The sequence below is a fragment of the Burkholderia sp. Ax-1720 genome (assembly GCF_011753035.1).
In the GTDB taxonomy this organism is placed as follows: Bacteria; Pseudomonadota; Gammaproteobacteria; order Burkholderiales; family Burkholderiaceae; genus Burkholderia; species Burkholderia gladioli.
Map to the genome: position 1 here is coordinate 1 of NZ_VWWK01000017.1, position 12,891 is coordinate 12,891.

Consider the following 12,891-nt stretch of genomic DNA (forward strand, 5'->3'; position numbering starts at 1 on the left):
GCCAGCGCGGCGCGCGCGGCGAGCCGGTCGGCCTCGCCTTCCCAGCCCCAGCCGCCCAGGTGCGGAAAGCGGTGCGCAAGGACGGTATCGAACACGCTCGCCGCGAAGGCGTCGTGCTGGGCTTGCGGCATCAGCGCGCGACGCCGCGCGAGTGCCGCGGCCGGCCAGCTTGCAAGCGCCCGGCCGTCGGCCTCCACCTGCCCGGCCGCCGGGGCGTCGAGACCCGCCAGCACCGAGATCAGCGTGGTCTTGCCGGCGCCGTTGGGGCCGGCGATGCACCACAGTTCGCCGGGCGCGAAGCGCAGCGACAGCGCCTCGACCAAAACCCGCGAGCCGGCCGCGAGCCGCAGTTCGCGCACGCGCCAGTCGCCGCCGGCCGGCTGGGAAGACAGCGAGGAAGAGATCGCGCTCATCGTCCCGGCCCGCGCAGCAGCATCCAGAGGAACACCGGCACGCCGATCAGCGCCGTCATCGCGCCGACCGGCAATTGCGCGGGCGCGATCACGGTGCGCGCCACCAGGTCGGCCGCCATCACCGCCGTGCCGCCCGCGAGTGCCGCGGCCGGCAGCAGCGCGGCCAGGGCCAGCGCCAGCAGCGCGCGGCGGCCGAGCGCACGCGCCGCCTTGCCGGATCCGCTCACCGGGCCTGCGTCCGTCGCCATCGCCGCCTCCTCGAAAAACCGTTGGTACGGCATCGCATTCTAGGGAGGCGCCACCCCGGACAAACGATGAATAGAGGGGGGCTTTGCCGGTTATTCGTCCGATTGCCGCTTGCCTTGCGCGCCTACGATGGCTGTCATCGAAAAGCGTCCCTGCGCCCGCCGCCTTCCTCGCGCGGGTCCGGGGCGCGGCACCGCTTTGAGCTGGAGGACCGCACGATGCTGGACAAACTCGACGCCGAATTCGCATTCGGCCGCCAGGCGCTCGACGTTCGCGCGTACCGGCAGGAACTGCTGTCGTCGAACATCGCCAATGCCGACACGCCGGGCTACCAGGCCCGCGACGTCGACTTCGGCGCGACGCTCGGCCGTGCCCTCAAGCAGCAGGCCGGCCAGGCCACCACCGACAACGCCACCCGCCTGCCGCTGGCGCAGCCGGCCGGTGTGACCAGCGGCATGACCCTGGTGTCGACCGCGCCCGGCCACATGAGCGGCGACACGCGGCTGGCGGCCAGCGGCGGCCCGGTCGAGGACTATGGCCGCGCCGCCTACCGGATCCCGAACCAGCCTTCGCTGGACGGCAACACGGTCGACCTCGATGCCGAGCGCGTGCAGTTCGCCGACAACACGGTCCACTTCGAGACCGGCATGACGCTGGTGAGCGGCCAGATCAAGGCGATGCTGGCCGCGATCCAGTCGGGCAGCTGAGCCGGCGGCCCGAGCCGAGCCCGATGTCATCGTCCCGTCATCCGCCGCGCCGCCGCGCTGAGCACGACGCAACCCCAGCCGTACCCGAGGAGCCCACATGCCTTCGCTGATGAACATCTTCGACGTCGCCGGATCGGCGATGTCCGCCGAATCCCAGCGCCTGAACGTCACGGCGTCGAACCTGGCCAACGCGGACAGCGTGACGGGCCCGGACGGCAAGCCCTACCGCGCCAAGCAGGTGGTGTTCGAGACCCAGCCGGTCGGCAACGCGCGCACCCGCTCGGGGCAGGGCGTGGGCGGGGTGCAGGTCAAGCAGGTGATCGACGATCCCTCGCCGATGAAGACCAACTACGATCCGTCGAACCCGGCGGCCGACGCGAACGGCTACGTGACCATGCCGAACGTCGATCCGGTGCAGGAGATGGTCAACATGATCTCGGCCTCGCGCTCGTACCAGGCCAACGTCGAGACCCTGAACACCGCCAAGCAGCTGATGCTCAAGACGCTGACGATCGGCTCCTGAAGCCGGGCGCCGCCCTCGACACCGACCGCAAGACTTCCCAACCCGAACCAGCGTATCCGCGAGCGACCTCGCGAAAGGCAACCCGGAGATGAGCTCCTCCAGCACGATCGGCGGCAACGGCACCACGGTGAACAACACGCCGACCGACACCATGAACGCCAACAGCAGCAACACGTCGGCGGCGGACCTGCAGCAGACCTTCCTGACCCTGCTCGTCACGCAGTTGCAGAACCAGGATCCGACCAGCCCGGTCGACAGCTCGCAGATGACCTCGCAGCTCGCGCAGATCAACACCGTGAGCGGCATCGCCCAGCTCAACTCGTCGCTGACCTCGCTGTCCTCGCAGATCACGGCGGGCCAGCAGACCCAGGCGGCGATGCTGGTCGGCTCGAACGTGCTGGCCCCGGGCAACACGCTGAGCCTTTCGGGCGGCGCGACCACCGCGTTCGGCGTGCAGCTCAGCACGGCCGCCTCGAACCTGACCATCACCGTCACCAACTCGGCCGGCCAAGTGGTCAACACCATCAACGAGGGCGCGCAGCAGGCCGGCACGGTGCCGTTCACCTGGACGCCGACCGACAGCACCGGCGCCAAGCTGCCGGATGGCAACTACACCATCAAGGCGACCTACACCGATTCCAGCGGCAACACCGCCAGCGCCACCACCATGACGGTCGCGCAGGTGCAGGGCGTGATCCGCCAGGCCGACGGCACGCCGGGCCTGGCGCTGTCCAACGGCACCACGGTCGGCCTGTCGGCGATCGGCGCGATCTTCCCGTCGGCCTCGGCATCGAACGGCTCGGGCTCCGGTTCGGGTTCCGGCTCGGGCTCGGGCTCGGATTCGTCGAACAACAACTCGAATTCCTCTTCCTGACTATTGACCCGGCCACGCGCCGACGGAGACCAACATGGGTTACCAACAGGGCTTGAGCGGTTTGCAGGGCGCGTCGAACGACCTCGACGTGATCGGCAACAACATCGCGAACGCGAACACCACCGGCTTCAAGGCCGCCACCGCGCAGTTCACGGACATGTACGCGAACTCGGTGTCGTCCGCGGTCGCCAACGGGATCGGCATCGGCACCCAGCTCGCGGCGGTCGCGCAGGTGTTCCAGCAGGGCGGTTTCACCACCACCCAGAACCCGCTGAACATGGCGATCAACGGCAACGGCTTCTTCCAGGTGACCAACAACGGCGTGACCACCTACACGCGTGACGGTACCTTCAACGCCGACAAGAACGGCAACATCGTCAACGCGGCCGGCGCGCAGCTGATGGGCTATGCCGTGAACGCCAACGGCGTGATCAACACCGGCGCGCTGGTGCCGCTCACCGCGCCGCAGGGCAACATCGCGCCGAAGGCGACCAGCTCGATCACCGGCCAGTTCAACCTGAGCACCTCGGACACGGCGCAGTCGAGCACCGCGGCCTTCAATCCGAACGATCCGACCACCTACACGCTGCACCAGTCGGTGCCGGCCTTCGATTCGCTGGGCAACAGCGAGAACGTCGACCTCTACTTCGTGAAGTCGACCACCACCGGCAGCTGGGAAGTGTGGGCTGGCGCCAACGGCGCGGCGCCGAAGGACATGGGCACCGCCAAGTTCGACAGCTCGGGCAAGCTAATCGGCACGGTGGGCACCGACGGCAACCCGACCGCGGTGACCAACACCTTCGCGCTGGCGGTCAACAACACCAACGGCGCCACCGCCCAGACCATCAACATCAACCTGAGCGGCTCGACCCAGTTCGGCGCGTCCAAGAGCGGTGTGGCGAACCTGAACGCGGACGGCTACCCGACCGGCACGCTGACCTCGTATTCGGTCGGCGCGGACGGCACCATCCAGGGCATCTACTCGAACAACCAGACCCTGACGCTGGGCCAGGTGGTGGTGGTCAACTTCAACAACCCGCAAGGGCTGACCAGCATCGGCGGCAACCAGTACATCCAGACCAGCGCCTCGGGCGTGCCCCAGGTCGGCGTGCCGGGCAGCACCAACCACGGCACCCTGAAGGGCAGCACCACGGAAGCCTCGACCACCGACCTGACCGGCGAGCTGGTGAACCTGATCACGGCGCAGCGCGACTACCAGGCCAATGCGCAGACCATCAAGACGCAGCAGGCCGTCGACCAGACGCTGATCAACCTCTAAGGCGCGGCGCGCGAGAACTGACGGATCACCATGGACCGACTGATCTATACGGCGATGACGGGCGCGGGCCAGGCCCTCGAGCAGCAGAGCGTGATCGCGAACAACCTCGCGAACGCCTCGACCACCGGTTTTCGCGCGCAACTCGCGACCTACCGGGCCGTGCCGATGAACTTCGGCGAGGCCAGCAACCCGACCACCACCCGCACCTTCGTGCTCGACTCGACGCCGGGCGCCGACTACACGCCGGGGCCGATCACCCGCACCGGCAATCCGCTCGACGTGGCGGTGCAGGGCCCGGGCTGGCTGTCGGTGCTCGCGCCGGACGGCAGCGAGGCCTACACGCGCGCCGGCAACCTGCACGTGGACGAGAACGGCCAGCTGGTGAACGCCTCGAACCTGCCGGTGGTGGGCGGCGGCGGCCCGATCGCGATCCCGCCCAATGCCAAGGTGACGATCGGCCCGGACGGCACGGTCTCGGTGCTGGCCGCGGGCGACCCGCCCTCGGCGATCGCCATGATCGACCAGCTCAAGCTGGTCAATCCCGATCCGTCCTCCATCACGCGCGGCGACGACGGCCTGTTCCGCACCACCGACGGCAACCCGGCCGATGCCGACCCGAACGTCGCGGTGGCGGCCGAGTCGCTCGAGGGCAGCAATGTGAATCCGGTCGCCGCGATGGTGTCGATGCTGGACAACGCGCGCGCGTTCCAGCTCCACACCAAGCTGATCTCGACCGCCGACCAGAACGAACAGACGGCCAACCAGATCCTCAGCTTCAGCTGAGCGGCGCGCCGCCAGGAGAACTACCGTGAATCGATCCCTCTACATCGCCGCCACCGGCATGAATGCGCAGCAGGCGCAGATGGACGTGATCTCGAACAACCTCGCCAACGTGAGCACCAACGGCTTCAAGGGCTCGCGCGCGGTGTTCGAGGATCTGCTGTACCAGACCGTGCGCCAGCCCGGCGCGAACTCGACCCAGCAGACCGAGCTGCCCTCGGGCCTGCAGCTGGGCACCGGCGTGCAGCAGGTCGCCACCGAGCGGCTCTACACGCAGGGCGCGCTGACCCAGACCGGCAACTCGCGCGACATCGCGATCGACGGCTCGGGCTTCTTCCAGGTGCTGATGCCGGACGGCACCACCGCCTACACGCGCGACGGCTCGTTCCACCCGAACAACCAGGGGCAACTGGTGACCTCCAGCGGCTACCAGGTGCTGCCGGCCATCACCGTGCCGCAGAACGCGCAATCGCTGACGATCGGCAGCGACGGCGTGGTCACCGTCACCCAGCCGGGCTCGACCAACTCGGTGCAGATCGGCGCGATGCAGATCGCCACCTTCATCAACCCGGAAGGCCTGCAGGCGCTCGGCCAGAACCTGTTCGCCGAGACCACCTCGTCGGGCGTGCCGAACGTGACCACGCCGGGCCTGAACGGCGCCGGTTCGCTGAACCAGGGTTATGTCGAGTCCTCGAACGTGAACGTGGTGCAGGAGCTGGTCAACATGATCCAGACCCAGCGCGCGTACGAGATCAACAGCAAGGCCGTGACCACCTCCGACCAGATGCTGCAGACCGTCACGCAGATGAAGAGCTAAGGGCAGGGCAGGTCGTCATGAAGCAGGTTCGTCCTTTCCGGGTGGTGCCCGGGCTTGCATCCCGGGCCGCGGCTCTGGCGCTGACGGCGGCATTCGCCGGCTGCGCGCAGATCCCGCACCAGCCGATCACCCAGCAGCCGATGTCGGCGGTGCCGCCGGTGCCGCCGCAGATGCAGGCGCCGGGCTCGATCTACAACCCCGGCTACGCGGGCCGGCCGCTGTTCGAGGACCAGCGTCCGCGCAACATCGGCGACATCCTGACGATCATGATCGCGGAGAACGTCAACGCCACCAAGTCGTCGGGGGCGAACGCGAACCGCAACGGCGCGACCGATTTCAACGTGCCGACCGCCGGCTTCCTCGGCGGCCTGTTCAACCGGGCGAACCTGTCGGCCACCGGCGACAACAAGTTCACCGCCACCGGCGGGGCGACCGCCGCCAACACCTTCACCGGCACCATCACGGTGACCGTCACCAACGTGCTGCCCAACGGCAACCTGCTGGTGAGCGGCGAGAAACAGATGCTGATCAACCAGGGCAACGAGTTCGTGCGTTTCTCGGGCGTGGTCAATCCCAACTCGATCTCCGGCGCCAACTCGGTCTACTCGACCCAGGTGGCCGACGCGCGCATCGAGTACTCGGCCAAGGGCTACATCAACGAGGCCGAGACCATGGGCTGGCTGCAGCGCTTCTTCCTCAACGTCGCGCCGTGGTGAGCCGCATGAACCACGCCTCGACATCGCGCCGCCCGCGCAGCTCGTTCGCCCGCCCGCTGGGCCGCCTGTTCCGGCTCGCGCTGGCGCTGCTGCTGGCCGCCGCGCTGCCGGCCGCGCCGGCGCACGCCGAGCGCCTGAAGGACCTGGCCCAGCTGCAGGGCGTGCGCGACAACCCGCTGATCGGCTATGGCCTGGTGGTCGGCCTGGACGGCACGGGCGACCAGACCACCCAGACGCCCTTCACCACCCAGACGCTCGCGAACATGCTCGCGAACCTGGGCATCTCGATCAACAACGGCACCTCGACGGGCGGCACCGCGTCGCTGTCGAACCTGCAGCTCAAGAACGTCGCGGCGGTGATGGTGACCTCGACCCTGCCGCCCTTCGCGCGGCCGGGCGAGGCGATCGACGTGACGGTGTCCTCGCTGGGCAACGCCAAGAGCCTGCGCGGCGGCACCCTGCTGCTCACGCCGCTCAAGGGCGCCGACGGCCAGGTCTATGCGCTGGCCCAGGGCAACATGGCGGTGGGCGGCGCCGGCGCGAGCGCCAACGGCAGCCGCGTGCAGGTCAACCAGCTGGCGGCCGGGCGCATCACCGGCGGCGCGATCGTCGAGCGCTCGGTGCCCAACGCGCTGGCGCAGATGAACGGCACGCTGCAGTTGCAGTTGAACGACATGGACTACGGCACCGCCGAGCGCATCGTCACCGCGGTGAACTCGAGCTTCGGGCCCGGCATCGCCACCGCGCTCGACGGGCGCACCATCCAGCTCACCGCGCCGGCCGACCCGGCCCAGCAGGTCGCCTTCATGGCGCGCCTGCAGAACCTGGAGGTGAGCCCGGACCGCGCCGCGGCCAAGGTGATCCTCAACGCGCGCACCGGCTCGATCGTGATGAACCAGATGGTGACGCTGCAGAGCTGCGCGGTCGCGCACGGCAACCTGTCGGTGGTGGTCAACACCCAGCCGGTGGTCTCGCAGCCGGGCGCCTTCTCCAACGGCCAGACCGTGGTGGCGCAGCAGTCGCAGATCCAGCTCAAGCAGGACAACGGCGCGATGCGCCTGGTGACCGCCGGCGCGAACCTCGCCGACGTGGTGAAGGCACTCAATTCCCTCGGCGCCACACCGGCCGACCTGATGTCGATCCTGCAGGCGATGAAGGCCGCGGGCGCGCTGCGGGCCGACCTGGAGATCATCTGATGGCCAATTTCCCGAACGCCAACGACCTGACCCAGCGCTTCGCGCTCGACGTGCAGGGTTTCGATTCGCTGCGCCAGCAGGCCAACGCCTCGCCCGCGGCCGGCATGAAGCAGGTCGCCACCCAGTTCGACGCGATGTTCTCGCAGATGATGCTGAAGAGCATGCGCGATGCCACGCCCCAGGACGGCGTGTTCGACTCGAACACCTCCAAGCTCTACACCTCGATGCTGGACCAGCAGCTCTCGCAGCAGATGGCCTCGCGCGGGATCGGCGTGGCCGACGCGCTGATGAAGCAGATGATGCGCGCCGCGCACATCACGGACACCGGCGGCGCCGGCGGCAATGCCGCGGGCGGCCTGGGCGGCGCGATGGGCGGCGACGAGGGCGGCATGGCCGCCACCAACGCGCTGGCGCAGGCGCTGGCCAACGCGCGCGGCAACGGCCGGCTCGGCGGCGCGGGCGCCTATACCGGCGCGAGTTCGCTGACGCCGCCCGTCAAGGGCAACGGCACCTCGGCCGACCAGGACGCCTTCGTCGGCAAGGTGGCCGACGCCGCGCAGGCGGCCAGCTCGGCCACCGGCATCCCGGCGCGCTTCATCGTCGGCCAGGCCGCGCTCGAATCGGGCTGGGGCAAGCGCGAGATCCGCGGCCGCGACGGCAGCAGCAGCTACAACGTGTTCGGCATCAAGGCCACCAGGAACTGGACCGGGCGCACCGTGTCGGCGGTCACCACCGAGTACGTGGGCGGCCAGCCGCGTCGCGTGGTGGCGCAGTTCCGCGCCTACGATTCCTACGAGCACGCGATGACCGACTACGCCAGCATGCTCAAGAACAATCCGCGCTACGCCGGCGTGGTGAACGCCTCGACCACTCCGGAAAAGTTCGCCACCGGCATGCAGCGCGCCGGCTACGCGACCGATCCGCATTACGCGAAGAAGCTCATCTCGATCCTCCGCCAGATCGTCTGAACCCGCGCCGGGCCTGGGTTGCGCCGCGGGCCGCGCGACCCGGCGGGGTTCCCCGCTACCCATTTCCGGGTAGCCGGCGTTTCGAATTTACGATTCGCCAAAGATCTTAGGATGTTTTCGATCTACACTCATGCGCTGACGCTGCGGCCCGGCAGGGCTCGCGCGCCAAGAGACCAGCGGCCGCGCAAGCCGCGGGCAGGCCACCGCGTCCGGGCAAGCCGGGCGCCAAGCAGACGACATCCGGCAAGCCAACAATGAAGACCGAAGCAGCACTGACCGAAACGTCGGCGGATGACGATTCCGTCCCCGATTACGGCCGTCGCAACCCGCTCGAAATCGGCGTGCAGTTGCGCAATCTCCTGAACCGCGGGGATTTCCTCACGGTCCGTTACCCGGGCGGGCAGCTCGTCACGCGGGTGCTCGACGTCCAGGTCGGCTCGGGAACGTTTACATTCGACTGGGGCGCGGTGGAAGCGCAGAACGCGCAACTGCTGGGCGCCTCGCACGGCGCCTTCGAGGCCCTGCCCGACGGCGTGCGCGTCGAATTCACCATCGGCACCCCGAGCGAGATCAGCTACGAGGGCCGCCCGGCCTTCCAGGCCAAGTTTCCCGAAGTGCTCTATTTCGTGCAGCGCCGCGAGTATTTCCGCGTCGACGCGCCGGTGCTGGAGCCTTACGTGGCGCGCGGCACCCTGCCCGAGGGCGAGGGTTTCGTGTTCGAGATCGACAACCTCTCGCTGGGCGGCATCGGCCTGCGCACCGTGGACGAACGCGCCGCCGCGCTCGAGCCCGGCGTGACCCTGCCCGAGGTCGAGTTGAACCTGGCCGGCCACGGCAAGCTCGCGCTCGACCTGCAACTGGTCTCGCAGCGCATCACCGATTCGCCCAACGGCGCGCGCCGCTACCAGCTCGGCTTCCGTTTCGTATCGCTGCCGGGCGCCGCCGAGAACACCTTGCAGCGCCTGATCACCCAGCTCGAAGTGAAGCGCCGCCAGCTCGCGCGCGCGTAATTTCCGGTCATCGTCGGCGGCTCCCGGCGCCACGGTTTTTCTCGCGCGCGGCCTCAATTTTCGCCGCGCGCGGCCGTTATACCGGGTGTCCCTTTCCCGGAGGCCGTTCGCGGCCGGCACCCATGTCCAGCAATCTCCTGAACCTCGGACTCAGCGGCATCAACGCCGCGCTCTGGGGTATCAACACGACCGGCCAGAACATCTCCAACCAGGCGACCCCGGGCTACTCGGTCGAGCGCCCGATCTTCGCCGAATCGGACGGCCAGTACACGCCGAACGGCTTCAGCCCGAGCGGCGTGACCACCGTCACGGTGCAGCGCCAGTTCAGCCAGTATCTGTCGGACCAGCTCAACTCGGCCAACACCACCGCCAGCGCGCTGAGCTCGTACTCGGCCCTGGTCGCGACGCTGAACAACTACGTCGGCAATCCGTCGGCCGGGATCGGCGCGGCGATCTCCAGCTACTTCTCGGGCCTGCAGACGGTCGCCAACAACGCCGGCAACCAGAGCACCCAGCAGACCGCGCTGGCTGCGGGCCAGACGCTGGCCACCCAGATCAACGCGGCCGGCGCGCAGTTCGACGCGCTGCGCACCCAAGTCAACCAGCAGCTGCAGAGCTCGGTCACCAGCGTCAACGCGCTGACCGCGCAGATCGCCCAGCTCAACCAGCAGATCTCGGCGGCCGGCTCGCAGGGCCAGCCGCCCAACCAACTGCTCGACCAGCGCGACCAGGCGGTCGCCAGCCTGTCGCAGTACGTGGGCGTGCAGGTCACCCAGGTCAACGGCAACTACAACGTCTCGATCGGCAACGGCCAGCCGCTGGTGGTGGGCAACAACAGCTACCAGTTGTCGACCGCGCCCTCGGCGGCGGACCCGAGCGAGCTGTCGCTGACGGTGCAGGGCACCGTGAACGGCGCGGCCACCACCACGGTGGTGCCCGACAGCAGCGTGACCGGCGGCTCGATCGGCGGCGCGCTGCAGTTCCGCACCCAGACGCTCGATCCGGCCGAGGCGCAGCTCGGCGCGATCGCGGTCAGCTTCGCGGCCCAGACCAATGCGCAGAACGCGCTGGGCGTGGACCTGAACGGCAAGGTGGGCGGCAACCTGTTCAACCTGCCGACGCCGACCACCATCACCAATGCCAACAACACCGGCAACGCCACGCTCACGGCGGCCTTCGACAACGCCCAGCAGCCACCGACCAGCGACCTGACGCTGTCCTTCAACAACGGCACCTACACGCTGACCAACAAGACCACCGGCACCGTGGTGGGCACCGCCAACTCGCTGCCGGCCACGCTCGGCGGCCTGAAGCTGTCGGCCACCGGCACCATGCAGCCGGGCGATTCGTTCACCATCGAGCCCACCCGCGGCGCGCTGAACAGCTTCGGCGTGGTGAGCGGCGCGACCATCGCCTCCGGCGCGCCGGTGTTCGCGCAGAAGACCGCCACCAACACGGGTACCGGCGCGATCACCGCGGGCAGCGTCACGACCGGCTACCAGATTCCCTCGTCGACCACCACGCTGACCTACAACGCGGCCTCGAAGTCGCTGACGGGTTTCCAGGTCGGCACCACGGTGACCATCGGCACCACCCCGCCCACCACCGTGGCGATCACCGACGCGAACACCCAGGTGCCCTACGACGCCAGCAAGGGCGCCACGCTGACCATCACCAGCACGGTGCAGCCGCCGACCGATACCAACCTGATGAACAACGTGACGGTGTCGGTCTCGGGCGCGCCCGCGGACGGCGACACCTTCACCATCCAGGGCGGCAGCAGCGGCACCAACGACGGCCGCAACGCCCAGCTGCTGTCGGCGCTGGCCACCTCGAAGGCCTTCGACGGCGGCAGCACCACGCTGAGCGGGGCCTACAGCTCCTACGTCAACAACGTCGGCAACGCCGCGGCGAGCCTGTCGGCCAGAAGCTCGGTGCAGGCCGGCGTGGTCAGCCAGATCACCACCCAGCAGCAATCGGTGTCGGGCGTGAACCAGAACGAGGAAGCCGTGAACCTGATGCAGTACCAGCAGATGTACCAGGCCAACGCGAAGGTGATCCAGACCGCCTCCACGCTGTTCAGCACGCTGCTCGGCATCTTCAACTGACGGAATCGATCATCATGCGCATCGCTACCTCGCAGTTCTATACGCAGAACATCGAGCTGATGAACAACCAGGAGTCGCAGATCTCCACCCTGTACCAGCAGGTGGCGAGCGGCAACCTGCTGCAGACGCCGGCCGACAATCCGCTGGGCGCCGCGCAGGCGGTGCAGCTGTCGGCCACCTCGGCCACGCTCTCGCAATACTCGGCGAACCAGAACACCGCGCTCACCGCGCTGGGCCTGGAGGATTCGACGCTCTCGAGCGTGACCGGCACGCTGAACACGATCGTCTCGCGCCTGAGCAGCGCGATCAACGGCACCATGTCGGACAGCGACCGCGCCGCGCTCGCCTCGCAGCTGCAGGGCCAGCGCGACACGCTGCTGAGCCTGGCCAACACCACCGACGGCGCCGGCAACTACATCTTCGCGGGCTTCCAGGGCTCGTCGCAGCCGTTCACCAATTCGCCGGCCGGCGGCGTGACCTTCTCGGGCGACACCGGCCAGCGCAACGTGCAGATCTCCGACACGCAGAGCGTGGCGCAGGGCGACAGCGGCGTGAACGTGTTTCTCTCGGTGCCCTCGACCGGCAGCCTGCCGGTGCCGACCGGCGCCGCGGGCAACACCGGCACCGGCACCATCGGCGCGGTGACGGCCGGCAAGCCGGGCGACCCGACCAACAACCACGCCTACACGATCACCTTCGGCGGCACCTCGACGGCGCCCACCTACACGGTGACCGACAACTCCACCACGCCGCCGACCACCGGCGCCGCGCAGGCCTACCAGGCCGGCAGCGCGATCCAGGTCGGCAGCCAGAGCCTGGTGATCTCGGGTTCGCCGAACGCCGGCGACAGCTTCTCGCTGACGCCCGCGCCGGCCGCCGGGGCCGACATCTTCGGCGCGCTCGACGCGGCGATCGCCGCGCTCAAGGCGCCGGTGGGCAGCGACGGCGCCGCCACCGCGAGCTTCGTGAATTCGATGTCGACCGCGCTGACCAAGGTCAACAACTCGCTGGCCAACATCACCACCGTGCAGGCCTCGGTGGGCGGCCGCGAAAACCAGGTCAAGGCGATGCAGACCATCACCGCGACCAATTCGCTGGTGGCCACCAACTCGCTGACCGACCTCCAGCAGGCCGACATGCCGACCGCGATCTCGCAGCTGCTGCAGGCGCAGAACGCGCTGACGGCCGCGCAGAAGGCCTTCTCGCAGGTGCAGAACCTCTCGCTGTTCCAGTATCTGAACTGAGTCACGCGGC

At 68.8% G+C, this 12,891-nt stretch carries 13 protein-coding genes and 1 pseudogene; 12 read left to right on the plus strand and 2 right to left on the minus strand.

Going from position 1 to position 12,891, the window contains the following annotated elements; genetic code table 11:
- On the minus strand, window positions 1-413 hold a 413-nt coding region (locus F3J18_RS08060; protein ID WP_205195355.1), incomplete at its 3' end, for an ABC transporter ATP-binding protein.
- Window positions 410-571: pseudogene (locus F3J18_RS08065) on the minus strand (iron chelate uptake ABC transporter family permease subunit); the annotation flags it as partial. The gene F3J18_RS08060 and the pseudogene F3J18_RS08065, both read right to left, overlap by 4 nt.
- A gap of 306 nt (window positions 572-877) precedes the next feature.
- On the opposite strand from F3J18_RS08065, the gene flgB reads away from it, so the two are divergent.
- The 12 genes from flgB (at window position 878) to flgL (ending at window position 12,881) form a co-directional block, all read left to right on the plus strand.
- The gene (gene flgB, locus F3J18_RS08070; RefSeq protein WP_025099434.1) at window positions 878-1,366 is read left to right on the plus strand and encodes a flagellar basal body rod protein FlgB; all 489 of its coding nucleotides are present in this window, start codon (window positions 878-880) and stop codon (window positions 1,364-1,366) included.
- Window positions 1,367-1,463: 97 nt separating this feature from the next.
- On the plus strand, window positions 1,464-1,889 hold the full coding sequence (gene flgC / locus F3J18_RS08075; protein ID WP_013699651.1) for a flagellar basal body rod protein FlgC: 426 nt from the start codon (window positions 1,464-1,466) through the stop codon (window positions 1,887-1,889).
- Between the two features lie 88 nt (window positions 1,890-1,977).
- On the plus strand, window positions 1,978-2,763 hold the full coding sequence (locus F3J18_RS08080) for a flagellar hook assembly protein FlgD (RefSeq protein ID WP_166912429.1): 786 nt from the start codon (window positions 1,978-1,980) through the stop codon (window positions 2,761-2,763).
- Window positions 2,764-2,797: 34 nt separating this feature from the next.
- Window positions 2,798-4,042: a flagellar hook protein FlgE gene (flgE, locus tag F3J18_RS08085; RefSeq protein WP_166912431.1), complete on the plus strand. Its 1,245-nt coding sequence runs from the start codon at window positions 2,798-2,800 to the stop codon at window positions 4,040-4,042.
- Window positions 4,043-4,072: 30 nt separating this feature from the next.
- Window positions 4,073-4,825, plus strand: a complete 753-nt coding sequence (gene flgF / locus F3J18_RS08090) for a flagellar basal-body rod protein FlgF (protein WP_166912433.1) — start codon at window positions 4,073-4,075, stop codon at window positions 4,823-4,825.
- 25 nt (window positions 4,826-4,850) lie between these two features.
- Window positions 4,851-5,639: a flagellar basal-body rod protein FlgG gene (gene flgG, locus F3J18_RS08095; RefSeq protein WP_025099430.1), complete on the plus strand. Its 789-nt coding sequence runs from the start codon at window positions 4,851-4,853 to the stop codon at window positions 5,637-5,639.
- Window positions 5,640-5,656: 17 nt separating this feature from the next.
- A complete protein-coding gene (gene flgH, locus F3J18_RS08100; RefSeq protein WP_025099429.1) occupies window positions 5,657-6,355 on the plus strand; it encodes a flagellar basal body L-ring protein FlgH in 699 nt (232 codons plus the stop codon).
- Between the two features lie 5 nt (window positions 6,356-6,360).
- On the plus strand, window positions 6,361-7,551 hold the full coding sequence (locus F3J18_RS08105) for a flagellar basal body P-ring protein FlgI (protein WP_166912435.1): 1,191 nt from the start codon (window positions 6,361-6,363) through the stop codon (window positions 7,549-7,551).
- On the plus strand, window positions 7,551-8,519 hold the full coding sequence (gene flgJ / locus F3J18_RS08110) for a flagellar assembly peptidoglycan hydrolase FlgJ (RefSeq protein ID WP_166912437.1): 969 nt from the start codon (window positions 7,551-7,553) through the stop codon (window positions 8,517-8,519). The genes F3J18_RS08105 and flgJ overlap by 1 nt, the downstream gene beginning before the upstream one ends.
- A 254-nt stretch (window positions 8,520-8,773) precedes the next feature.
- Window positions 8,774-9,529, plus strand: coding sequence for a flagellar brake protein (locus tag F3J18_RS08115; RefSeq protein WP_025099426.1), 756 nt, complete (start codon window positions 8,774-8,776; stop codon window positions 9,527-9,529).
- Window positions 9,530-9,651: 122 nt separating this feature from the next.
- A complete protein-coding gene (flgK, locus tag F3J18_RS08120; protein ID WP_166912439.1) occupies window positions 9,652-11,637 on the plus strand; it encodes a flagellar hook-associated protein FlgK in 1,986 nt (661 codons plus the stop codon).
- A 14-nt stretch (window positions 11,638-11,651) separates the two neighbouring features.
- Window positions 11,652-12,881, plus strand: a complete 1,230-nt coding sequence (gene flgL, locus F3J18_RS08125; protein WP_166912441.1) for a flagellar hook-associated protein FlgL — start codon at window positions 11,652-11,654, stop codon at window positions 12,879-12,881.
- The last annotated feature ends 10 nt before the right edge of the window (window positions 12,882-12,891 follow it).

Coding starts and splice junctions, on each gene's coding strand:
- F3J18_RS08115 (WP_025099426.1), top strand. CDS start 8,774: ATGAAGACCGAAGCAGCACTGACCGAAACGTCGGCGGATGACGATTCC.
- flgH (WP_025099429.1), top strand. CDS start 5,657: ATGAAGCAGGTTCGTCCTTTCCGGGTGGTGCCCGGGCTTGCATCCCGG.
- flgC (WP_013699651.1), top strand. CDS start 1,464: ATGCCTTCGCTGATGAACATCTTCGACGTCGCCGGATCGGCGATGTCC.
- F3J18_RS08080 (WP_166912429.1), top strand. CDS start 1,978: ATGAGCTCCTCCAGCACGATCGGCGGCAACGGCACCACGGTGAACAAC.
- flgF (WP_166912433.1), top strand. CDS start 4,073: ATGGACCGACTGATCTATACGGCGATGACGGGCGCGGGCCAGGCCCTC.
- flgL (WP_166912441.1), top strand. CDS start 11,652: ATGCGCATCGCTACCTCGCAGTTCTATACGCAGAACATCGAGCTGATG.
- F3J18_RS08105 (WP_166912435.1), top strand. CDS start 6,361: ATGAACCACGCCTCGACATCGCGCCGCCCGCGCAGCTCGTTCGCCCGC.
- flgJ (WP_166912437.1), top strand. CDS start 7,551: ATGGCCAATTTCCCGAACGCCAACGACCTGACCCAGCGCTTCGCGCTC.
- flgE (WP_166912431.1), top strand. CDS start 2,798: ATGGGTTACCAACAGGGCTTGAGCGGTTTGCAGGGCGCGTCGAACGAC.
- flgB (WP_025099434.1), top strand. CDS start 878: ATGCTGGACAAACTCGACGCCGAATTCGCATTCGGCCGCCAGGCGCTC.
- flgK (WP_166912439.1), top strand. CDS start 9,652: ATGTCCAGCAATCTCCTGAACCTCGGACTCAGCGGCATCAACGCCGCG.